Origin of the sequence: Streptococcus sp. NPS 308 (genome assembly GCF_002355895.1) — a bacterium.
Classification (GTDB): domain Bacteria; phylum Bacillota; class Bacilli; order Lactobacillales; family Streptococcaceae; genus Streptococcus.
Map to the genome: position 1 here is coordinate 231,130 of NZ_AP017652.1, position 23,291 is coordinate 254,420.

The 23,291-nt window shown below is 44.7% G+C and carries 13 protein-coding genes, 11 tRNA genes and 3 rRNA genes; 23 read left to right on the forward strand and 4 right to left on the reverse strand.

From position 1 onward, the window contains the following. Positions 1 to 19: 19 nt before the first annotated feature. The 21 genes from SNAG_RS01325 (at position 20) to SNAG_RS01425 (ending at position 16,882) form a co-directional block, all read left to right on the forward strand. A tRNA-Glu gene (locus tag SNAG_RS01325) sits at positions 20 to 91 on the forward strand. Between the two features lie 235 nt (positions 92 to 326). Beyond that, positions 327 to 1,873: ribosomal RNA gene (locus SNAG_RS01330) — 16S ribosomal RNA — on the forward strand. Positions 1,874 to 1,924: 51 nt separating this feature from the next. After that, positions 1,925 to 1,997: transfer RNA gene (locus SNAG_RS01335), tRNA-Ala, on the forward strand. A 124-nt stretch (positions 1,998 to 2,121) separates the two neighbouring features. Further along, positions 2,122 to 5,024, forward strand: a 23S ribosomal RNA gene (locus SNAG_RS01340). Positions 5,025 to 5,100: 76 nt separating this feature from the next. Next, a 5S ribosomal RNA gene (gene rrf / locus SNAG_RS01345) occupies positions 5,101 to 5,216 on the forward strand. The 16S, 23S and 5S rRNA genes sit together here with 11 tRNA genes alongside, the layout of an rRNA operon. A gap of 5 nt (positions 5,217 to 5,221) precedes the next feature. Continuing rightward, positions 5,222 to 5,294 (forward strand) — tRNA-Val (locus SNAG_RS01350). A gap of 2 nt (positions 5,295 to 5,296) precedes the next feature. Next, positions 5,297 to 5,369: transfer RNA gene (locus tag SNAG_RS01355), tRNA-Asp, on the forward strand. A gap of 24 nt (positions 5,370 to 5,393) precedes the next feature. Beyond that, positions 5,394 to 5,466 (forward strand) — tRNA-Lys (locus SNAG_RS01360). Positions 5,467 to 5,471: 5 nt separating this feature from the next. Continuing rightward, positions 5,472 to 5,553, forward strand: a tRNA-Leu gene (locus SNAG_RS01365). Positions 5,554 to 5,565: 12 nt separating this feature from the next. Next, a tRNA-Thr gene (locus SNAG_RS01370) sits at positions 5,566 to 5,638 on the forward strand. Positions 5,639 to 5,660: 22 nt separating this feature from the next. Continuing rightward, positions 5,661 to 5,732, forward strand: a tRNA-Gly gene (locus tag SNAG_RS01375). A 7-nt stretch (positions 5,733 to 5,739) separates the two neighbouring features. Continuing rightward, a tRNA-Leu gene (locus tag SNAG_RS01380) sits at positions 5,740 to 5,825 on the forward strand. Between the two features lie 11 nt (positions 5,826 to 5,836). Beyond that, positions 5,837 to 5,910, forward strand: a tRNA-Arg gene (locus SNAG_RS01385). 16 nt (positions 5,911 to 5,926) lie between these two features. Next, a tRNA-Pro gene (locus SNAG_RS01390) sits at positions 5,927 to 6,000 on the forward strand. A 176-nt stretch (positions 6,001 to 6,176) separates the two neighbouring features. Continuing rightward, positions 6,177 to 10,568 (forward strand): PolC-type DNA polymerase III, encoded by a 4,392-nt coding sequence (locus tag SNAG_RS01395; RefSeq protein ID WP_096405949.1) that lies wholly within the window; start codon positions 6,177 to 6,179, stop codon positions 10,566 to 10,568. Between the two features lie 19 nt (positions 10,569 to 10,587). Next, positions 10,588 to 10,740, forward strand: a complete 153-nt coding sequence (locus SNAG_RS09805) for a hypothetical protein (protein WP_000778898.1) — start codon at positions 10,588 to 10,590, stop codon at positions 10,738 to 10,740. 21 nt (positions 10,741 to 10,761) lie between these two features. After that, on the forward strand, positions 10,762 to 12,003 hold the full coding sequence (locus SNAG_RS01400; RefSeq protein ID WP_096405950.1) for an aminopeptidase: 1,242 nt from the start codon (positions 10,762 to 10,764) through the stop codon (positions 12,001 to 12,003). A 9-nt stretch (positions 12,004 to 12,012) separates the two neighbouring features. After that, complete coding sequence (locus SNAG_RS01405) at positions 12,013 to 12,243, forward strand: GlsB/YeaQ/YmgE family stress response membrane protein (protein ID WP_096405952.1); 231 nt, start codon at positions 12,013 to 12,015, stop codon at positions 12,241 to 12,243. A gap of 73 nt (positions 12,244 to 12,316) precedes the next feature. Beyond that, the gene (locus SNAG_RS01410; RefSeq protein ID WP_096405954.1) at positions 12,317 to 13,039 is read left to right on the forward strand and encodes a pseudouridine synthase; all 723 of its coding nucleotides are present in this window, start codon (positions 12,317 to 12,319) and stop codon (positions 13,037 to 13,039) included. Between the two features lie 111 nt (positions 13,040 to 13,150). Next, the gene (gene pepC / locus SNAG_RS01420) at positions 13,151 to 14,485 is read left to right on the forward strand and encodes an aminopeptidase C (RefSeq protein WP_096405955.1); all 1,335 of its coding nucleotides are present in this window, start codon (positions 13,151 to 13,153) and stop codon (positions 14,483 to 14,485) included. Between the two features lie 168 nt (positions 14,486 to 14,653). Continuing rightward, positions 14,654 to 16,882 carry an HAD-IC family P-type ATPase gene (locus SNAG_RS01425; protein ID WP_096405957.1) on the forward strand — a complete coding sequence of 743 codons (2,229 nt, stop codon included), beginning with the start codon at positions 14,654 to 14,656 and terminating at the stop codon, positions 16,880 to 16,882. A 59-nt stretch (positions 16,883 to 16,941) separates the two neighbouring features. Here SNAG_RS01425 and SNAG_RS01430 read toward each other — a convergent pair whose 3' ends face one another. The 4 genes from SNAG_RS01430 to SNAG_RS01445 form a co-directional block, all read right to left on the reverse strand. After that, positions 16,942 to 17,853 carry a PTS system mannose/fructose/sorbose family transporter subunit IID gene (locus tag SNAG_RS01430; protein ID WP_000818322.1) on the reverse strand — a complete coding sequence of 304 codons (912 nt, stop codon included), beginning with the start codon at positions 17,851 to 17,853 and terminating at the stop codon, positions 16,942 to 16,944. 14 nt (positions 17,854 to 17,867) lie between these two features. Further along, positions 17,868 to 18,680, reverse strand: a complete 813-nt coding sequence (locus SNAG_RS01435; RefSeq protein WP_049490467.1) for a PTS mannose/fructose/sorbose transporter subunit IIC — start codon at positions 18,678 to 18,680, stop codon at positions 17,868 to 17,870. 76 nt (positions 18,681 to 18,756) lie between these two features. After that, the gene (locus tag SNAG_RS01440; protein WP_096405958.1) at positions 18,757 to 19,746 is read right to left on the reverse strand and encodes a PTS sugar transporter subunit IIB; all 990 of its coding nucleotides are present in this window, start codon (positions 19,744 to 19,746) and stop codon (positions 18,757 to 18,759) included. A 278-nt stretch (positions 19,747 to 20,024) separates the two neighbouring features. Further along, positions 20,025 to 20,837: a Cof-type HAD-IIB family hydrolase gene (locus SNAG_RS01445; RefSeq protein WP_096405960.1), complete on the reverse strand. Its 813-nt coding sequence runs from the start codon at positions 20,835 to 20,837 to the stop codon at positions 20,025 to 20,027. Between the two features lie 187 nt (positions 20,838 to 21,024). Here SNAG_RS01445 and SNAG_RS01450 point away from each other — a divergent pair, with 187 nt between their 5' ends. Both SNAG_RS01450 and SNAG_RS01455 read left to right on the forward strand, forming a co-directional pair. Beyond that, positions 21,025 to 22,443, forward strand: coding sequence for an NCS2 family permease (locus SNAG_RS01450; RefSeq protein WP_000359244.1), 1,419 nt, complete (start codon positions 21,025 to 21,027; stop codon positions 22,441 to 22,443). 53 nt (positions 22,444 to 22,496) lie between these two features. Beyond that, the gene (locus tag SNAG_RS01455) at positions 22,497 to 23,198 is read left to right on the forward strand and encodes a CPBP family intramembrane glutamic endopeptidase (RefSeq protein WP_000660806.1); all 702 of its coding nucleotides are present in this window, start codon (positions 22,497 to 22,499) and stop codon (positions 23,196 to 23,198) included. Positions 23,199 to 23,291: the final 93 nt, after the last annotated feature.

The window sequence follows — 23,291 nt, forward strand, 5'->3', positions numbered from 1 at the left end:
GAAAGAGTCGAAAAGCTCAGGTCCGTTGGTCAAGGGGTTAAGACACCGCCTTTTCACGGCGGTAACACGGGTTCGAATCCCGTACGGACTATGGGTATATTGTGGTTAGAAAAAACTTGGAAAAAAGTTTAAAAAACTTGTTGACAGAGAGAGCTAGCTGTGATATACTAATATAGTTGTCGCTCATGAGAGAAGTGAGAGACAAAGACCTTTGAAAACTGAACAAGACGAACCAATGTGCAGGGCACTATAACTGAAGTTATAGTACTGAACAATGAAAAAAACAATAAATCTGTCAGTGACAGAAATGAGTGAGAACTCAAACTTTTAATGAGAGTTTGATCCTGGCTCAGGACGAACGCTGGCGGCGTGCCTAATACATGCAAGTAGAACGCTGAAGGAGGAGCTTGCTTCTCTGGATGAGTTGCGAACGGGTGAGTAACGCGTAGGTAACCTGCCTGGTAGCGGGGGATAACTATTGGAAACGATAGCTAATACCGCATAAAATTGATTATTGCATGATAGTCAATTAAAAGGTGCAATTGCATCACTACCAGATGGACCTGCGTTGTATTAGCTAGTTGGTGGGGTAACGGCTCACCAAGGCAACGATACATAGCCGACCTGAGAGGGTGATCGGCCACACTGGGACTGAGACACGGCCCAGACTCCTACGGGAGGCAGCAGTAGGGAATCTTCGGCAATGGACGGAAGTCTGACCGAGCAACGCCGCGTGAGTGAAGAAGGTTTTCGGATCGTAAAGCTCTGTTGTAAGAGAAGAACGAGTGTGAGAGTGGAAAGTTCACACTGTGACGGTATCTTACCAGAAAGGGACGGCTAACTACGTGCCAGCAGCCGCGGTAATACGTAGGTCCCGAGCGTTGTCCGGATTTATTGGGCGTAAAGCGAGCGCAGGCGGTTAGATAAGTCTGAAGTTAAAGGCTGTGGCTTAACCATAGTACGCTTTGGAAACTGTTTAACTTGAGTGCAAGAGGGGAGAGTGGAATTCCATGTGTAGCGGTGAAATGCGTAGATATATGGAGGAACACCGGTGGCGAAAGCGGCTCTCTGGCTTGTAACTGACGCTGAGGCTCGAAAGCGTGGGGAGCAAACAGGATTAGATACCCTGGTAGTCCACGCCGTAAACGATGAGTGCTAGGTGTTAGACCCTTTCCGGGGTTTAGTGCCGCAGCTAACGCATTAAGCACTCCGCCTGGGGAGTACGACCGCAAGGTTGAAACTCAAAGGAATTGACGGGGGCCCGCACAAGCGGTGGAGCATGTGGTTTAATTCGAAGCAACGCGAAGAACCTTACCAGGTCTTGACATCCCTCTGACCGCTCTAGAGATAGAGTTTTCCTTCGGGACAGAGGTGACAGGTGGTGCATGGTTGTCGTCAGCTCGTGTCGTGAGATGTTGGGTTAAGTCCCGCAACGAGCGCAACCCCTATTGTTAGTTGCCATCATTCAGTTGGGCACTCTAGCGAGACTGCCGGTAATAAACCGGAGGAAGGTGGGGATGACGTCAAATCATCATGCCCCTTATGACCTGGGCTACACACGTGCTACAATGGCTGGTACAACGAGTCGCAAGCCGGTGACGGCAAGCTAATCTCTTAAAGCCAGTCTCAGTTCGGATTGTAGGCTGCAACTCGCCTACATGAAGTCGGAATCGCTAGTAATCGCGGATCAGCACGCCGCGGTGAATACGTTCCCGGGCCTTGTACACACCGCCCGTCACACCACGAGAGTTTGTAACACCCGAAGTCGGTGAGGTAACCTTTTAGGAGCCAGCCGCCTAAGGTGGGATAGATGATTGGGGTGAAGTCGTAACAAGGTAGCCGTATCGGAAGGTGCGGCTGGATCACCTCCTTTCTAAGGATAAGGAACTGCACATTGGTCTTGTTTAGTCTTGAGAGGTCTTGTGGGGCCTTAGCTCAGCTGGGAGAGCGCCTGCTTTGCACGCAGGAGGTCAGCGGTTCGATCCCGCTAGGCTCCATTGGTGAGAGATCACCAAGTAATGCACATTGAAAATTGAATATCTATATCAAATAGTAACAAGAAAATAAACCGAAAACGCTGTAGTATTAATAAGAGTTTATGACTGAAAGGTCAAAAAATAAGGTTAAGTTAATAAGGGCGCACGGTGGATGCCTTGGCACTAGGAGCCGAAGAAGGACGTGACAAACGACGATATGCCTTGGGTAGCTGTAAGTAAGCGATGATCCAGGGATTTCCGAATGGGGGAACCCAACAGGTACTACCTGTTACCCATATCTGTTAAGGATATGAGGAGGAAGACGCAGTGAACTGAAACATCTAAGTAGCTGCAGGAAGAGAAAGCAAAAGCGATTGCCTTAGTAGCGGCGAGCGAAACGGCAGGAGGGCAAACCGAAGAGTTTACTCTTCGGGGTTGTAGGACTGCGATGTGGACTCAAAGATTATAGAAGAATGATTTGGGAAGATCAGCCAAAGAGAGTAATAGCCTCGTATTTAAAATAGTCTTTGTACCTAGCAGTATCCTGAGTACGGCGGGACACGTGAAATCCCGTCGGAATCTGGGAGGACCATCTCCCAACCCTAAATACTCCCTAGTGACCGATAGTGAACCAGTACCGTGAGGGAAAGGTGAAAAGCACCCCGGGAGGGGAGTGAAATAGAACCTGAAACCGTGTGCCTACAACAAGTTCGAGCCCGTTAATGGGTGAGAGCGTGCCTTTTGTAGAATGAACCGGCGAGTTACGATATGATGCGAGGTTAAGTTGAAGAGACGGAGCCGCAGGGAAACCGAGTCTGAATAGGGCGCATTAGTATCATGTCGTAGACCCGAAACCATGTGACCTACCCATGAGCAGGTTGAAGGTGCGGTAAGACGCACTGGAGGACCGAACCAGGGCACGTTGAAAAGTGCTTGGATGACTTGTGGGTAGCGGAGAAATTCCAAACGAACTTGGAGATAGCTGGTTCTCTCCGAAATAGCTTTAGGGCTAGCGTCGACATAAAGATTCTTGGAGGTAGAGCACTGTTTGGGTGAGGGGTCCATCCCGGATTACCAATCTCAGATAAACTCCGAATGCCAAAGAATTATGGTCGGCAGTCAGACTGCGAGTGCTAAGATCCGTAGTCGAAAGGGAAACAGCCCAGACCACCAGCTAAGGTCCCAAAATAATTGTTAAGTGGAAAAGGATGTGGGGTTGCACAGACAACTAGGATGTTAGCTTAGAAGCAGCTATTCATTCAAAGAGTGCGTAATAGCTCACTAGTCGAGTGACCCTGCGCCGAAAATGTACCGGGGCTAAAACAATTTACCGAAGCTGTGGATACCTTTATAGGTATGGTAGGAGAGCGTTCTATGTGTGATGAAGGTATACCGTGAGGAGTGCTGGAACGCATAGAAGTGAGAATGCCGGTATGAGTAGCGAAAGACAGGTGAGAATCCTGTCCACCGTAAGACTAAGGTTTCCAGGGGAAGGCTCGTCCGCCCTGGGTTAGTCGGGACCTAAGGAGAGACCGAAAGGTGTATCCGATGGACAACAGGTTGATATTCCTGTACTAGAGTATGTAGTGATGGAGGGACGCAGTAGGCTAACTAAAGCAGACGAATGGAAGTGTCTGTCTAAGCAGTGAGGTGTGATATGAGTCAAATGCTTATATCTGTAACATTGAGCTGTGATGGGGAGCGAAGTTTAGTAGCGAAGTTAGTGACGTCACACTGCCAAGAAAAGCTTCTAGCGTTTAAACATACTCTACCCGTACCGCAAACCGACACAGGTAGTCGAGGCGAGTAGCCTCAGGTGAGCGAGAGAACTCTCGTTAAGGAACTCGGCAAAATGACCCCGTAACTTCGGGAGAAGGGGTGCTGACTTTATGTCAGCCGCAGTGAATAGGCCCAAGCAACTGTTTATCAAAAACACAGCTCTCTGCTAAATCGTAAGATGATGTATAGGGGGTGACGCCTGCCCGGTGCTGGAAGGTTAAGAGGAGTGCTTAGGAGTAATCCGAAGGTATGAATTGAAGCCCCAGTAAACGGCGGCCGTAACTATAACGGTCCTAAGGTAGCGAAATTCCTTGTCGGGTAAGTTCCGACCCGCACGAAAGGCGTAATGATTTGGGCACTGTCTCAACGAGAGACTCGGTGAAATTTTAGTACCTGTGAAGATGCAGGTTACCCGCGACAGGACGGAAAGACCCCATGGAGCTTTACTGCAGTTTGATATTGAGTGTCTGTACCACATGTACAGGATAGGTAGGAGTCTACGAGATCGGGACGCCAGTTTCGAAGGAGACGATGTTGGGATACTACCCTTGTGTTATGGCCACTCTAACCCGGATAGGTTATCCCTATCGGAGACAGTGTCTGACGGGCAGTTTGACTGGGGCGGTCGCCTCCTAAAAGGTAACGGAGGCGCCCAAAGGTTCCCTCAGAATGGTTGGAAATCATTCGCAGAGTGTAAAGGTATAAGGGAGCTTGACTGCGAGAGCTACAACTCGAGCAGGGACGAAAGTCGGGCTTAGTGATCCGGTGGTTCCGTATGGAAGGGCCATCGCTCAACGGATAAAAGCTACCCTGGGGATAACAGGCTTATCTCCCCCAAGAGTTCACATCGACGGGGAGGTTTGGCACCTCGATGTCGGCTCGTCGCATCCTGGGGCTGTAGTCGGTCCCAAGGGTTGGGCTGTTCGCCCATTAAAGCGGCACGCGAGCTGGGTTCAGAACGTCGTGAGACAGTTCGGTCCCTATCCGTCGCGGGCGTAGGAAATTTGAGAGGATCTGCTCCTAGTACGAGAGGACCAGAGTGGACTTACCGCTGGTGTACCAGTTGTCTTGCCAAAGGCATCGCTGGGTAGCTATGTAGGGACGGGATAAACGCTGAAAGCATCTAAGTGTGAAACCTACCTCAAGATGAGATTTCCCATGATTTTATATCAGTAAGAGCCCTGAGAGATGATCAGGTAGATAGGTTAGAAGTGGAAGTGTGGCGACACATGTAGCGGACTAATACTAATAGCTCGAGGACTTATCCAAAGTAACTGAGGATACGAAGCGCGAGGTTTACTTGTGATTTGATAGATATTCAATTTTGAGTAGGTATTACTCAGAGTTAAGTGACGATAGCCTAGGAGATACACCTGTACCCATGCCGAACACAGCAGTTAAGCCCTAGAACGCCGGAAGTAGTTGGGGGTTGCCCCCTGTGAGATATGGAAGTCGCTTAGCTCTTTGGGAGTTTAGCTCAGCTGGGAGAGCATCTGCCTTACAAGCAGAGGGTCAGCGGTTCGATCCCGTTAACTCCCATAGGTCCCGTAGTGTAGCGGTTATCACGTCGCCCTGTCACGGCGAAGATCGCGGGTTCGATTCCCGTCGGGACCGTTTAAGATAACGGAAGTTATTTTAGACTCGTTAGCTCAGTTGGTAGAGCAATTGACTTTTAATCAATGGGTCACTGGTTCGAGCCCAGTACGGGTCATCTTTGCGGGTTTGGCGGAATTGGCAGACGCACCAGATTTAGGATCTGGCGCTTAACGGCGTGGGGGTTCAAGTCCCTTAACCCGCATAATAGAAATCAGCCGGCTTAGCTCAGTTGGTAGAGCATCTGATTTGTAATCAGAGGGTCGCGTGTTCAAGTCATGTAGCCGGCATTTTTTTATATAAGAGGTCGATGCGAACGTAGTTCAGTGGTAGAACACCACCTTGCCAAGGTGGGGGTCGCGGGTTCGAATCCCGTCGTTCGCTTAGAGAGGCCGGGGTGGCGGAACTGGCAGACGCACAGGACTTAAAATCCTGCGATTGGTAACGATCGTACCGGTTCGATTCCGGTCCTCGGCATATATTGATGGGCACCCTTAGCTCAACTGGATAGAGTACCTGACTACGAATCAGGCGGTTAGAGGTTCGACTCCTCTAGGGTGCATTTTTTCTATTTAACTCGGGAAGTAGCTCAGCTTGGTAGAGTACTTGGTTTGGGACCAAGGTGTCGCAGGTTCGAATCCTGTCTTCCCGATCAATCACGAGGATACTTTAGGGTATCTTTTTTTGTTTATCAAGGGGATTCTGAGAATCTTCTTTTTTGTTTGTGGGAATCATTTTATGAAAACTGGCAGTACTTAAGGAATGGTAGTGACTATATATTTTCTTTAATTATGGTAAAATAGTAAGAGAATAATGTGAGGGAAATGAATGTCAAGTAAGTTTGAAATTTTAATGAATCAATTAGGAATCTCTGAACAACTAAAACAGGATCCTGCTCTTATTGATGCAAGCATTGAGCGTGTCGTGATTCATAAAATTAGTAGGGTTTGGGAATTTCATTTTGTATTTTCTAAAATTTTGCCTATTGAAATCTTTCTGGGGTTAAAGAAGGGGTTGAGTGAAGAATTTTCTAAGACAGGAAATCAAGCTGTTTTTGAAATCAAGGCTCTGTCTCAAGAATTTTCTAATCAACTCTTACAGGCCTACTACAAGGAGGCTTTTTCTGAAGGTCCGTGTGCCAGCCAAGGATTTAAATCTCTTTATCAGAATTTGCAAGTTCGTGCGGAGGGAAATCAGCTCATTATTGAAGGTTCCGAGGCGATTGATAAGGAACACTTTAAGAAGAATCATCTTCCTAATCTAGCGAAACAACTTGAAAGATTTGGTTTCCCATCCTTTGTATGCCAAATAGAAAAGAACGATGCCCTTACACAAGAGCAGGAGGAAGCCTTTCATGTGGAGAATGAACAGATTGTTCAGGCTGCCAACGAAGAAGCTCTGCGGGCTATGGAGCAACTGGAACAAATGGCTCCTCCACCAGTAGAAGAGAAACCAGCCTTTGATTTTCAGGCTAAAAAGGCTTCGGCCAAGCCAAAGTTAGACAAGGCAGAAGTTACCCAGATGATTGATGTGACGACTGAGGAAAATCGTTTGGTCTTTGAGGGGGTAGTTTTTGATGTCGAGCATAAAGTGACCAGAACAGGCCGTGTCTTGATTAACTTTAAGATGACGGACTATAGTTCGAGCTTCTCAATGCAAAAATGGGTCAAGAATGAAGAAGAGGCTCAGAAATTTGACCTCATCAAAAAGAATTCTTGGCTCCGTGTTCGTGGAAATGTAGAGATGAATAACTTTACAAGAGATTTAACCATGAACGTGCAGGATGTGCAGGAAGTTGTTCACTATGAGCGGAAGGATTTGATGCCAGAAGGTGAGCGTCGGGTTGAGTTTCATGCTCATACAAATATGTCGACTATGGATGCTCTGCCTGAGGTCGAAGAAATCGTTGCGACAGCTGCAAAATGGGGTCATAAGGCGGTAGCAATTACGGACCATGGCAATGTCCAGTCCTTCCCACATGGCTATAAGGCAGCCAAGAAAGCGGGAATCCAGCTAATCTATGGAATGGAAGCTAATATTGTGGAGGATCGTGTTCCTATTGTCTACAATGAGGTTGAGATGAATCTATCTGAAGCAACCTACGTGGTCTTTGACGTGGAAACGACAGGTCTTTCAGCCATCTATAATGATTTGATTCAGGTTGCGGCATCTAAGATGTACAAGGGCAATATCATCGCTGAATTTGATGAATTTATCAATCCTGGCCATCCCTTGTCAGCTTTTACTACTGAGTTGACTGGGATTACAGATGACCATGTTAAAAATGCCAAACAACTGGAACAAGTTTTACTAGAATTCCAAGAATTCTGCAAGGATACGGTCCTAGTCGCCCACAATGCCACCTTTGACGTTGGCTTTATGAATGCTAATTATGAGCGTCATGGTTTGCCTAAGATTAGCCAGCCAGTAATCGACACGCTAGAGTTTGCTAGAAACCTCTACCCTGAGTATAAACGTCATGGTTTGGGCCCTTTGACTAAGCGTTTTGGTGTGGCTCTGGAACACCACCACATGGCCAACTACGATGCGGAAGCTACTGGTCGCCTGCTTTTCATCTTTATCAAAGAGGTAGCAGACAAACATGGTGTGACGGATTTGGCTAGGTTAAATATTGATCTAATCAGTCCAGATTCTTATAAAAAAGCTCGAATCAAGCATGCGACGATTTATGTCAAGAATCAGGTGGGGCTGAAGAATATCTTTAAGCTGGTTTCTTTGTCCAATACCAAGTATTTTGAAGGAGTTCCACGGATTCCGAGAACAGTTCTAGATGCCCACCGGGAAGGTTTGATTTTAGGTTCAGCCTGTTCAGAAGGTGAAGTTTTTGATGCAGTTGTTTCCCAAGGTGTGGATGCAGCGGTTGAGGTGGCCAAGTATTATGACTTTATTGAGGTCATGCCACCTGCCATCTATGCTCCTTTGATTGCCAAGGAGCAAGTCAAGGATATGGAGGAACTTCAGACCATTATCAAGAGTTTGATAGAGGTTGGAGACCGTCTTGGCAAGCCTGTTCTAGCTACGGGAAATGTCCACTATATCGAACCGGAAGAAGAGATTTACCGTGAAATTATCGTCCGTAGTTTAGGTCAGGGGGCGATGATTAACCGAACCATCGGTCACGGTGAACATGCCCAATCAGCACCACTTCCAAAGGCTCATTTTCGAACGACTAATGAGATGTTGGATGAATTTGCCTTCTTGGGAGAGGAACTAGCTCGGAAATTGGTTATTGAAAATACCAATGCCTTAGCAGAAATTTTTGAACCTGTTGAGGTGGTTAAGGGTGACTTGTACACTCCTTTCATTGACAAGGCTGAAGAAACGGTCGCTGAGTTAACTTATAATAAGGCCTTTGAGATTTATGGAAATCCGCTGCCAGATATCGTTGATTTGCGGATTGAAAAAGAATTGACTTCTATTCTGGGGAATGGCTTTGCCGTGATTTATCTGGCTTCCCAGATGCTGGTGCAACGTTCCAATGAACGGGGCTACTTGGTTGGGTCTCGTGGATCTGTCGGATCTAGTTTCGTCGCGACCATGATTGGGATTACGGAGGTTAATCCTCTCTCTCCTCACTATGTCTGTGGTCAGTGTCAGTACAGTGAGTTTATCACCGATGGTTCTTACGGTTCAGGTTTTGATATGCCCAATAAGGACTGTCCAAACTGTGGTCACAAACTCAGCAAAAATGGACAGGATATTCCGTTCGAGACCTTCCTTGGTTTTGATGGGGACAAGGTTCCCGATATTGACTTGAACTTCTCGGGAGAAGACCAGCCTAGCGCCCACTTGGATGTGCGTGATATCTTTGGTGAAGAATATGCCTTCCGTGCAGGAACGGTTGGTACGGTGGCTGCCAAGACTGCCTATGGCTTTGTCAAGGGCTATGAGCGGGACTATGGGAAGTTTTATCGTGATGCGGAGGTGGAACGCCTCGCTCAAGGCGCTGCTGGTGTTAAGCGGACAACAGGACAACACCCGGGGGGGATCGTTGTTATTCCTAACTACATGGACGTCTACGATTTTACGCCTGTCCAGTATCCGGCAGATGACGTGACGGCTGAATGGCAGACCACGCACTTTAACTTCCACGATATCGATGAGAACGTCCTCAAACTTGATGTGCTAGGTCATGATGATCCAACTATGATTCGGAAATTGCAGGACTTGTCTGGGATGGACCCTAATGAAATTCCTATGGATGATGAAGGCGTGATGGCCCTCTTTTCTGGTACGGATGTGCTAGGTGTGACGCCGGAGCAAATCGGAACGCCGACGGGTATGCTGGGGATTCCAGAATTTGGAACCAACTTTGTACGTGGGATGGTAGATGAGACGCATCCAACGACTTTTGCGGAGTTGCTTCAGCTGTCTGGTCTGTCCCATGGTACCGATGTGTGGTTGGGAAATGCTCAGGATTTGATCAAGCAAGGAATTGCGGACCTATCAACTGTTATCGGTTGTCGGGACGACATTATGGTTTACCTCATGCATGCGGGTCTAGAGCCTAAGATGGCCTTTACCATCATGGAGCGCGTACGTAAGGGCTTGTGGTTGAAGATTTCCGAAGAGGAGCGAAATGGCTATATCGAAGCCATGAAGGCCAATAAGGTGCCAGAGTGGTATATCGAATCTTGTGGAAAAATCAAGTATATGTTCCCTAAAGCCCATGCGGCAGCCTACGTTATGATGGCTTTGCGTGTGGCCTACTTCAAGGTTCATCATCCCATTTATTATTACTGCGCTTACTTCTCTATCCGCGCCAAGGCTTTTGATATCAAGACCATGGGGGCAGGTTTAGATGCTATCAAGCGCAGAATGGCAGAAATCGCTGAAAAACGGAAGAACAACGAAGCCTCCAATGTAGAAATTGACCTCTATACAACTCTTGAAATCGTCAATGAGATGTGGGAACGTGGTTTCAAATTTGGCAAGCTAGATCTATACCGTAGTGATGCGACCGAATTCCTCATCGACGGAGATACACTGATTCCACCATTTGTCGCTATGGATGGTCTGGGAGAGAACGTTGCTAAGCAGTTGGTACGAGCGCGTGAAGAGGGCGAATTCCTTTCTAAGACAGAACTCCGCAAGCGTGGCGGACTGTCATCTACCTTGGTTGAAAAGATGGATGAAATGGGTATTCTCGGCAATATGCCAGAGGATAACCAGTTGAGTTTATTTGATGAGTTTTTCTAAAATATAGAAAGAGATTTTTATGAAACTTACCATTTCCGCTCAGGATAAGCCAGCGCAGAAGGTATTTGATTACCAGCTGGATCTTGACCCTGATACGATTTTGAAAATGACCGCTTTGATTTGCGGCACTGTGGCAGCGGTTAGCCTGTTGTCCCTGTTTAAAGAGAAATAACAATAGAAAAGGAAAAATAAAATGGTTTTACCAAATTTTAAAGAAAATCTAGAAAAATACGCGAAATTGTTGGTTGCGAACGGAATCAACGTGCAACCTGGCCATACTTTGGCCCTCTCTATCGATGTGGAGCAACGTGAGTTGGCTCACTTAATCGTCAAAGAAGCTTATGCCTTGGGTGCGCATGAGGTCATCGTTCAGTGGACAGATGATGTCATCAACCGTGAGAAATTCCTCCACGCGCCAATGGAGCGTTTGGACAATGTGCCAGAGTACAAGATTGCTGAGATGAACTATCTCTTGGAGAACAAGGCTAGCCGTCTTGGTGTCCGTTCTTCTGATCCAGGTGCCCTGAACGGAGTGGATGCGGATAAGCTTTCAGCTTCTGCCAAAGCTATGGGGCTTGCCATGAAACCAATGCGTATCGCAACTCAGTCCAACAAGGTTAGCTGGACAGTGGCTGCCGCTGCTGGGCTTGAGTGGGCTAAGAAAGTCTTCCCAAATGCAGCAAGCGACGAAGAAGCAGTCGATCTCCTTTGGGACCAAATCTTCAAAACTTGCCGTGTCTACGAAGAAGATCCTGTTAAGGCTTGGGAAGAACACGCTGCTATCCTTAAGAGCAAGGCTCAAATGCTCAATAAAGAACAATTCTCAGCCCTTCACTACACAGCGCCAGGGACAGATTTGACACTTGGTTTGCCTAAGAACCACGTTTGGGAATCAGCAGGAGCTATTAATGCTCAAGGGGAAGGTTTTTTGCCAAATATGCCAACAGAAGAGGTCTTTACCGCGCCTGACTTCCGTCGTGCAGATGGGTATGTAACCTCTACAAAACCACTTAGCTATAACGGAAATATCATCGAAGGGATTAAAGTAACCTTTAAAGACGGACAAATCGTTGACATCACTGCTGAGAAGGGTGATCAGGTCATGAAAGACCTTGTCTTTGAAAATGCGGGCGCGCGTGCCTTGGGTGAATGTGCCCTGGTACCAGATCCAAGTCCAATTTCTCAGTCAGGCATTACCTTCTTTAATACCCTTTTCGATGAAAATGCGTCAAACCACTTGGCTATCGGTGCAGCATATGCAACTAGCGTTGTTGGTGGTGCAGAGATGAGTGAAGAAGAGCTTGAAGCTGCTGGACTTAACCGTTCAGATGTTCACGTGGACTTTATGATTGGCTCTAATCAAATGGATATCGATGGTATCCGTGAGGATGGAACACGCGTACCCCTCTTCCGTAATGGAGACTGGGCAATTTAAGGAGAAGCTATGCTTGGAAGTATGTTTGTTGGTCTCCTAGTGGGACTCTTGGCAGGTGCTTTAACCAATCGCGGAGAAAGCATGGGATGCTTTGGGAAAATGTTTCTCGGCTGGATTGGTGCCTTTCTGGGGCACCTGCTCTTTGGAACTTGGGGTCCAATTATAGCAGGAACGGCCATTGTCCCAGCTATTTTAGGAGCTATGATTGTCTTAGCGATTTTCTGGAGACGAGGAAGTTAGTTTCTTGAAAAATTAGAAAAAAGGAGGTTGGTCACTTGGGCCAGCCTCCTTTTGAGTATGATATAATAGTTCTATGAGATTAGATAAATTTTTAGTTGCCTGCGCTGTGGGAAGTCGGACAGAGGTCAAAAACTTGCTCAAGGCTGGACGCGTGACGGTCAATGGCAAGAAAGAAAAATCAGCTAAACTGCAGATTGACGAAGAAAGAGACCAAATTCGTTTTGATGGTCAAGTGCTAGAGTACGAGGAGTTTGTCTACTACATGATGAACAAGCCCCAAGGAGTCATTTCAGCGACTGAGGATAACAAGCATAGAACGGTTTTAGACTTGTTAGATGACTATGCTCGCGCCAAGGAAGTCTTTCCAGTGGGGCGCTTGGATATTGATACCCATGGTCTTTTGCTCTTGACCAATGATGGTCAGCTGGCCCATGCGTTGCTTTCACCCAAACGTCATGTGGATAAAACTTACTTGGCTCAAGTCAAGGGGATTATGACCCAAGAAGATGTGGATACATTTGCCAAGGGCATTCCGCTCAAGGATTTCAGCTGCCAGCCAGCTAAGCTGGAGATTGTGTCGGTGGATCCAGAAAAGAATCAAAGTCTAGTTCGCGTGACCATTGCTGAAGGCAAATTCCACCAGGTCAAACGCATGGTAGCTTACTGTGGTAAGGAAGTCGTGAACCTGCAACGTTTGACGATGGGGACTCTAGTTTTGGATGAGAACTTGAAAAGGGGTGAGTGGCGTCGCTTGACCCAGGAGGAGTTAGAAGTTCTCTTTGCTAGTGTTGCTTAAGTCAATTTACTTTAGTAAAAAGGTGAGTTTATTTGACTTGCTTTTTTCATTTTTCAGTTGCTTCCTTTGTGAAAAGAGTTATAATAGACAGTAGAATAAAAGGAGGAATCTATGAACGCGATTCAAGAATCATTTACAGATAAATTATTTGCTAACTATAAAGCAAATGTAAAATACCAAGCTATTGAAAATGCTGCAAGCCATAACGGAATTTTTGCAGCCCTAGAACGTCGCCAAAGCCATGTTGACAACACCCCTGTTTTCTCATTGGATTTGACCAAGGACAAGGTGACCAACCAGAAAGCATCTGGTCGTTGCTGGATGTTTGCAGCCCTTAATACCTTCCGTCACAAACTCATCTCTCAATACAAGCTCGAAAACTTTGAACTGTCACAAGCCCACACCTTCTTCTGGGACAAGTATGAGAAATCAAACTGGTTCTTGGAGCAAGTCATTGCGACTGCAGACCAAGACTTAACTAGCCGCAAGGTTAGCTTCCTACTCCAAACACCACAACAAGACGGTGGACAGTGGGATATGGTAGTGTCCCTCTTTGAGAAATATGGTGTCGTTCCTAAGTCAGTTTACCCTGAGTCTATCTCATCTAGCAATAGCCGTGAGCTCAATGCCATCCTCAATAAATTGCTCCGTCAAGATGCCCAAATCTTGCGTGACTTGCTCGCTTCTGGTGCAGACCAAGTGACTGTTCAAGCTAAGAAAGAAGACCTCTTGCAAGAAATCTTTAACTTCCTTGCTATGTCACTAGGTCTTCCACCGCGTAAATTTGACTTTGCTTATCGCGACAAGGATGATAACTACCAAAGTGAAAAGGGGATTACTCCACAAGAGTTTTACAAGAAATATGTCAATCTTCCTCTAGAAGATTATGTTTCTGTTATCAACGCTCCAACCGCTGACAAGCCATACGGTAAATCATATACAGTTGAGATGTTGGGAAATGTCGTCGGTAGCCGTGCGGTTCGTTATATTAACGTTCCTATGGAGCGTTTGAAAGAATTGGCGATTGCCCAAATGCAAACAGGAGAAACTGTTTGGTTTGGTTCAGATGTCGGCCAACTCAGCAACCGCAAAGCTGGAATCCTTGCGACTGATGTTTATGACTTTGAATCAAGCATGGATATTCAACTCACTCAAGACAAAGCTGGACGTTTGGATTATAGCGAAAGCTTGATGACCCACGCCATGGTCTTGACGGGTGTGGACTTGGACGAAAATGGTGAATCAATCAAGTGGAAGGTTGAAAACTCATGGGGAGACAAGGTCGGTACAGATGGTTACTTCGTCGCCTCAGACGCTTGGATGGATGAATACACCTACCAAATCGTTGTCCGTAAGGAATTGCTGACAGCAGAAGAACAAGCTGCTTATGAAGCAGAACCAATCGTGTTAGCACCATGGGATCCAATGGGTGCCTTGGCAGAATAAAGTATAGAGAAAAGAGGTTAGGGGAATCCTAGCTTCTTTTTTTCAAGTAATTTCTTAAAGTAGTGATAGATAATGCTTGTCAAGGGAGTTCTTCTTATTTTGAGTCTTTAAGTGACAGAGAAAAAGATATGTGTTATTATAGTAGTACAAAAGGATATCGGAGTAGAAATGAAGTATTTAAGCAGCCAAGACACCAAGGATCGTCAACGAAACATCAGCGACATTAAACCTTATAAAACAACCAAGGAAATCGTCGTTTCAAATATCTTTACCTTCTTTAATGCCATGAACTTGGCTCTGGCAGTTCTGGTAGCCACAACCTTGCGATTTGAGAATATGCTCTTTTTAGGTGTGATTGCTATCAATACAGCCATTGGGATTTTCCAAGAAGTGCGTTCAAAAAATGCTTTGGAAAAGCTAAGTTTGCTTGGTAAAAGTAAGTACAAGGTCAATCGAGATGGTCAAACGATTGAGATTGATCCAGAGGACATCGTACTGGGCGAGTATCTGCATCTCAATCTGGGAGATCAGGTGCCTGTAGATGCAGAAGTGCTTGAAGGGAATATTGAAGTGGATGAGTCCTTGCTGACGGGTGAGAGTGATTCGGTCTTTAAAACAGTTGGTGACAAGCTGATGAGCGGAAGCAATGTTGTCAGCGGTACTTGTCTGGTCCTTGCTACAGCTGTGGGTCCCGATAGTTATATCAACAAACTTGCAAAATCCAGCAAGGAATTCAAAAAATACCCTTCTCAACTGCGCGATTATATGGATAAGATTTTAAAAATCGTCTCTATCCTGCTGGTACCAGTTGCCATTCTGCTCTATGTCAGAGGTTTTAGTCTAGGGCGAACTTATGTTGAGATTGTCTTGGGAAGTTCTGGTGCTTTGGTCGGCATGATTCCAGAGGGATTGATTCTCCTGGTCAGTGTGTCTCTGGCGGTAGCGGCCATGAAGCTGGCTAAAAAGAAGGTTCTAGTGCAGGAACTATACTGTGTGGAGACCTTGGCGCGTGTAGATGTTCTTTGTTTTGATAAGACAGGAACCATCACGACTGGTAATATGAAGGTCCAAGAAATGGATGTTAATTTAGCAGAGAAGCTATCTTCTTATCTAGCTTATTTTGAGGATGAAAATGCGACGTCGCGGGCTCTGAAGACTTACTTAACCTGTGAGAAAAAATGGGAAGTTCAAGAAGTTGGTGCCTTTTCAAGTAAAAACAAGTATTCCTTTGTCCAAGTTAAAGATGGAGGAACTTACTTTTTCGGTGCTTATGAGTTTCTCGGCTTCACCCAGCCGATGGATCCTTACTATGAACATCTGAAACAGCAAGGTTTTCGAATCTTGACACTTGCCCATAGTAAGGACCACATCACGAGTCCAGCTAATATGGAACTACTAGGGCACGTCGTTTTGTCAGATGAAATCAAGGACAATACCAAGGAAACCTTTGACTATTTCGAATCTCAAGGTGTTGAAGTGAAGATTATCAGTGGGGATAATCATGTAGCTGTATATGGGGTGGCTCGTAAGGCAGGTTTTAAGGAAGAAGCCCGTGCGATTGATATGACCCAGGTGAGTGAACAAGACTTTGAAAGAGTGGTCTTGGAACACGAAATCTTTGGGCGTGTGACACCTAAACAGAAGCAAAAGATGGTATCTATTTTGCAAAATGATGGTAAAACAGTTGCCATGAGTGGTGACGGAGTCAACGATGTTCTAGCTCTCAAGAAAGCAGATATCAGCTTTGCTATGAAGGGGGCTACCAGCGCAGCCAAAAGTGTATCCAATATTGTTTTCCTGACAGATGATTTTGCAGTATTTTATGATATCTTGATGGAAGGACGCCGGGTCATTAACAACATCCAAAAGGTAGCCTCTCTTTTTCTAACAAAGACCTTCTTCTCCATCGTTTTTGCCATTTTGAGTGTGGTATTTGGTTTGGAATTTGCCTTTATCCCCATTCAGTTTACAATCATTTCAGCCATTACGATTGGGATTCCATCCTTCTTCCTGACTTTTGAGTCCAATAAAGAAAAGGTTAGCACTCACTTTATGAGAGATATCCTAACCAACGCGGCGATTGGTGGTGGCGTTCTGGTTGCTAGTGTTCTTTTGACCAATTTCTTTATCACTGTCCCAGGTCAGGTCAAATTTATTTGCTTCCTCCTTGCCCTGATCAATGGTCTGTGTCTAGTTGCCAAGGTCAGCTTGCCTTTTAATCGATACAAGATGCTTTTGCTCACGTTTTTGAGCCTTGCAGCCCTTGTTGGTGTACTTGCCAATACTTTTATCCTACAGGGAGCTTTTGTGCCTTTAGAAGCCAAACAGCTACTCTATGTTGCCATACTAGCAGTGGTGATTGGGTGCTTTCATTATCTTACTAGGAGAAAAAGTTGATACATAAAAAGAATCAGGTTTAATCCTGATTCTTTTTTGTTTATATATTCTCACCGAGATTACATGATACCGAAGAAACGAGCTGCGATACCAACTGCAAAGAGGGCAAGGATGATTGTGATTGGAGATACTTTTTTCTTAAGCAACCACATGCAAAGGAAAGTAAGGAGAAGTCCCATCAATCCTGGAATCAATGAGTCCAACTGACCTTGAAGCGTTTGTGGTTGAACTCTATCTAGGCTCATACCACTAAGCGCTTGACCAAGAATGCCCTTCAACTCAGCTCCTGTAACAGGACCTTCTGGGAAGTTGATGTAGGCACCTTCTGACAATTGTTTGCCTGGAAGGTTGATAGTGAAGTTGATGGATACCCAACGTTGTACAAGAACGGCAAGGATGAACATACCAAGGATAGAAGCACCTTTAGTGATGTCTTTCAAGATACCACCAGACATGTCTTTAGTGATCTCAGATCCAGCTTTGTAACCGAACTCTTGTGTGTACCATAGGAAGGCCATACGGATAGCATTCCATCCGAAGAAGAAGAGAAGGGGACCAACAAGGTTACCAGATGCAGCAAGTGATGCACCAAGGGCTCCAAGGATAGGACGAACTGTAAACCAGAAAACTGGGTCACCGATACCAGCAAGAGGTCCCATCATACCGATTTTAACCCCTTGGATAGCCGCGTCATCGATTTCTACACCGTTAGCGCGCTCTTCTTCAAGTGCAAGAGTAACCCCCATGATAGGAGCAGCTACGTATGGGTGAGTGTTGAAGAACTCAAGGTGACGCTCAAGAGCAGCCGCTTGGTCCTCTTTTTTAGTGTACAATTTTTTGATAGCTGGAATCAAAGAGTAAGCCCAACCCAAGTTTTGCATACGCTCGTAGTTCCAAGAACCTTGAAGGAATTGTGAACGCCACCAAACTTTTTGACGATCTGATTTTGATAATTGAATTTTTTCAGCCATGATTGTTCCCCTTTCTAGTAGTCTTCTAGGATATCACCGATTGGGTCGTTAGAAGTCGCAGCTCCGCCGCCACCGTTTCCACCTTGTTTTGTAAGGTTAAGGTAGATGAAGGCAAGGGCAACACCGATGACACCAAGGGCAATCAAAGTCAATTGAGAGATTGCTGCAAGAGCAAAACCGATAGCGAAGAATGGCCATACTTCACGAGTTGCCATCATGTTGATAACCATAGCATAACCTACGGCAACGACCATAGCACCACCGACAGCCATACCACCATTCAACCATTCTGGCATCAATTTAAGAGCATCTTGAACGGCAGAAGCTGGGATAGCGATAAGGAAGGCTGCAGGGATTGCAATACGAAGACCTTGAAGAAGAAGTGCGATAAAGTGAGCACGTTCAACAGCTGCAATATTTCCTTCTTTAGCGGCAGCATCTGCAGTGTGAACCAAACCAACTGAGATTGTACGAACAATCATAGTCAAGAAAAGTCCAGCTACGGCAAGAGGGATAGCTGTGGCTGTTGCGACGGCGATACCTTCAGTAGTAAAGTTACCACCTTTGATCAAGATAATCGCTGCGGCAACAGATGCAAGAGCAGCGTCAGGAGCTACGGCAGCTCCGATGTTTGCCCAACCAAGGGCGATCATTTGAAGAGATCCACCAAGCATAACACCTGCTTCGAGGTTACCAGTTGCAAGTCCGATAAGGGTACATGCGACGATTGGTTGATGGAATTGGAATTGGTCGAGGATACCTTCAAGACCTGCAAGGAAGGCAACAACTACAACCAAGATAGCAGAAATGATTGAAATATCTGACATGGTTTTATTCCTTTTCTATTTAATTATATAAAGTGTAAAATCTTTCTTCCAAGAGTTTGAGAGAAGAAGATTCTAATTATTGAACGTTTGCTTTCTTAATCAAGTCAAACAAATCTTTTTTCGTGTCGTTTGGTACTTTACGTACGTCAAATTCAACACCGAGGTCACGCATTTTTTCAAAGGTTGCAACGTCTTCTTTGTCCATAGACAAAACGTTGTTAATCATTGTTTTACCTGTTGAGTGAGCCATAGAACCAACGTTAAGAGTCTTGATTGGCACGCCACCTTCGATTGCACGAAGTGCATCTTGTGGTGTTTCAAACAAGATAAGGGCATGAGTGTCACCGAAACGTGGGTCTTTTGCAACGTCAATCAATTTTTGGATTGGTACAACGTTGGCTTTTACTCCGTTTGGAGCTGCTTGTTTAATCAATTCTTTACGCAAGTCGTCGTTAGCAACGTTGTCTGAAGCAACGATGATACGGTTTGCTTTTGAATCTGGAGTCCAAGCAGTCGCAACCTGACCGTGAAGGAGACGAGTGTCTAGACGAGCAAGGTTGATTTTCAGTTTACCGTCACCGATAACAGTTCCTTCTGGAATCGCAGCTTGTGCGGCAGGAGCAGCTGCAGCAGTTGCAACTTCCTCAACTGGGTTAAGCTCTTCTGGAAGAGCTTTGATGCCATCTTTGGCTTCTTTAATGATATTCGCAGCGACTTTTTCCACACCTGCATTCGCGTCCATAAGGCGCTCTGTGTAGGCTTGGATCAACATCGGCAAGTTTAGTCCAGTGACGATGGCAAATTTACGTTCTGGATTTTCTCCCATCACGCGACTAGCTTGGTTGAATGGAGATCCACTCCAAAGGTCAGCCAATACTAGAACCTCATCTTCTGCGTCAAATGCAGCAACAGCGTTATTGAGCTTAGCGTATAAATCATCTGGACCTTCATTTGGCATAAAGGTTACAACTTGAACCTTCTCTTGTTCACCAAAAATCATGGATCCGGACTGATGAATACCCGCAGCAAATTCGCCGTGGCTCGCAATAATGATTCCGATACTCATTATTGTCATTCCTCCTTTAAAATGTTTGACTGTGTGTTTAAGAAAACTTTAAGCCTAATTAAGTATAAACCGTTTTCATATAAAAATCAACTACTTTTTCTAAAAACAGGAAAGTTTTCAATAAAAACACCTCTACAAAATGTTAATATAATAATCTTTTTAAAAAATGTATGAAAATAAAGCTAGAAAATTTAATATAAAAATACTGAAAATAAGCCTTAGTTATGAAAACTGAATGAAAACAAAAGGAAAGGTTGAAGAACAGCAACCTTTCCTTTTTATAGGAATAAATCTTGTAAGGCGTGGGCAACACCATCCTCTTCATTGGTTAGTGGGAGTTGTTCATCTGCATAGGGAAGCAAGTCCGGATTGGCATTTTTCATGGCATATCCCTTGCCTGCGAAAGCCAGCATTTCTCTATCGTTTTGCTCATCACCAAAGGCAATTAAGTCTTTTTTGTCACGATTCATCACATTGAGCAAATATTCGAGGGCAAAGGCCTTGTTTACCCCTTTGGGAGTACACTCGAGGATGTTGAGGGGGCCTCCCCAAGTATTGATGGATAGTTGGTGTTGATAAAAACGATTCATCTCGTCTGCTAGAGCGTATTTGTCCTCAGCTCTTGTTTGCAAGAGGATGCAGTTTGGGTCCTTGGTCACCAGTTCAGGCTTGAATTGATTTTCGGGTTGGAAATTTTCCACACCAAATAATTTTGGATCTGCGATTTCTTCATTAGGAGCTGTGATGTAGAATTTCTTACGGTATTCTCCAGCAATAAAGTCAGCTTGGATATCCTCTTTGCGTTGGACCATATCCAAGAGGTATTTTTTGTCCAAGGTCAAGCACTTTTCATGCGCCCAAGTCTGTCCGGGTAGATGAGTGAGGGAACCATTAAAGTTAATCATGGGAGTATGCAACTCTAGTTCACGGTAGAAGTTCTTCGCCATGCGGTAAGGACGGCCTGTCGTGATGACAACATGGTGCCCCTTTTCAGTAATTTTTTTGATTGTCTTTTTGGTAAAATCGGAGAGCTTGCTTTCACCATTGAGCAAGGTTCCGTCCAAATCGACTGCAATAATTTTTTTAGTCATATAAACCTTCCTAGTAGATTCCAGATAAGATGTTTACTATTATATCAAAAAGAAAGAAGAAAAACAGACTCAAAACAAAAAATGAAAATTCCATTTTGTTAAATAATTCAAACAAACATATTGAAAAGGTGAATGATAAATGATATAATACTCATATTGTTCGTAAAAAAACAAAAGGAGATTAAAGATGGACAAACTATTTAAACTAAAAGAGCACGGGACAGATGTCCGTACAGAGGTGCTTGCTGGTTTAACAACATTCTTTGCAATGAGTTATATTCTCTTTGTAAACCCTCAAATGCTTTCCCAAACGGGTATGCCTGTTCAAGGTGTGTTCTTGGCAACGATTATTGGTTCTGTAGTCGGTACTTTGATGATGGCTTTCTATGCTAATTTGCCGTACGCACAAGCACCAGGTATGGGACTAAATGCCTTCTTCACCTTTACAGTTGTATTTGGAATGGGCTATACTTGGAAAGAAGCTCTTGGTATGGTCTTCATTTGTGGAATTATTTCATTGATTATTACCTTGACAAATGTTCGTAAAATGATCATCGAATCTATTCCTACAACACTTCGTTCAGCTATTTCGGCTGGTATTGGTGTTTTCCTTGCCTATGTTGGGATTAAGAATGCCGGTCTCTTGAAATTCTCAATCGATCCAGGTACTTATACGGTAGCAGGCGAAGGAGCAGACAAGGCTCAAGCTGCACTTACAGCAAATTCAGCAGCCGTTCCAGGCTTGGTAGACTTCAATACTCCAGCAGTATTGGTGGCTCTTGCAGGTCTGGCTATTACCATCTTCTTTGTTGTGAAAGGCATCAAAGGTGGAATCATTCTTTCTATTTTAACAACGACTGTCCTTGCTATTGCTGTGGGTGTTGTGAATTTGTCAGGGATTGACTTTGCTAGCAACAATCTTTCATCAGCGATTAATGATTTAGGAACTTTGTTTGGTGCTGCTCTTGGTTCAGAAGGTTTAGGATCTTTGATTTCAAACACTTCGCGTTTACCAGAAACCTTGATGGCTATTCTTGCCTTCTCACTAACGGATATTTTTGATACAATCGGCACTCTTATCGGTACTGGTGAAAAAGTTGGTATTGTTGCGACAAGTGGAGAAAACCATGAGTCCGCTAAATTGGACAAGGCTCTATACTCTGATTTGGTAGCAACTTCGGTAGGTGCCATTGCAGGTACTTCAAACGTAACAACTTATATTGAGTCAGCAGCAGGTATTGGTGCTGGTGGACGTACAGGTTTAACAGCTCTAGTAGTTGCTATCTGCTTCGCCCTATCTAGCTTCTTTAGCCCACTTCTTGCTATTGTTCCTTCAGCAGCAACAGCACCAATTTTGATTATCGTCGGAATTATGATGCTGTCTAATCTTAAAAATATTCCTTGGGATGATATGGCTGAGGCTGTTCCTGCCTTCTTTACATCTATCTTCATGGGATTCAGCTACTCAATCACTCAAGGGATCGCAGTTGGTTTCTTGACATACACCTTGACAAAACTTGTCAAAGGTCAAGCCAAGGATGTGCACGTGATGATTTGGATTTTGGATGCCTTGTTTATCCTTAACTATATCAGTATGGCACTATAAATGGTATAATAGAAAAAGGGGAATTTCCCCTTTTTATTATAAGGAGGTACAAGATGAAAGAAAAGACAATCTGGCAAGAGATTTTGAACAGAGGAATGTGGGTCCTCATCCTTTTAGTGGCTTTAATTCTAGCGCAAGTTCCTTTAGGGCTATCTTTTTGGTTAGCTTCTAATCAATTTCCACTTTTACAATCAGGGCTCTTAGTCGGTGCTCTATCCATTGTTATTTTGACTGTCTTTATTTTAGGTGCTCGAAAAACACAACTTGCTACTTTTAATCTGTCCTTTTTTAAGGCCAAAGACTTGGCTCGCTTGGTGTTGAGTTACCTAGTGATTTTTGCTAACAATTTGTTTGGTGCAGCTTTGCTTCGCATGACGAATGAGACGACAACGAGCAATCAATCAACTATTAACAGTCTGGTTGAAAATAGTTCCTTGATTGCCACTTTTTTCATGCTAGTCTTGATTGCGCCGATTTGTGAGGAAATTTTGTGTCGTGGGATTATTCCTAAAAAAATCTTCCGAGGTAAGGAAAAACTTGGCTTTGTTGTTGGGGCAATTGTCTTTGCCTTACTCCATACTCCAACCAATCTGCCTTCTGTGATTATTTATGGTGGGATGTCAACAGTTCTAACTTGGACAGCCTATAAGACAGAACGTTTAGAGATGTCCATCCTGCTTCATATGATTCTCAATGGTGTAGCTTTTTGTTTGATAGCTATATTGGTATTGATTAGTAGAAATCTGGGCCTATAATTCTAGACCCTTGGCCGCTTGGAAAAGATGAATGCTTGCGTATCCATCTTTTTCTTTTTATGGTAAAATAGAGAAATAATGTGGTGAAAAACC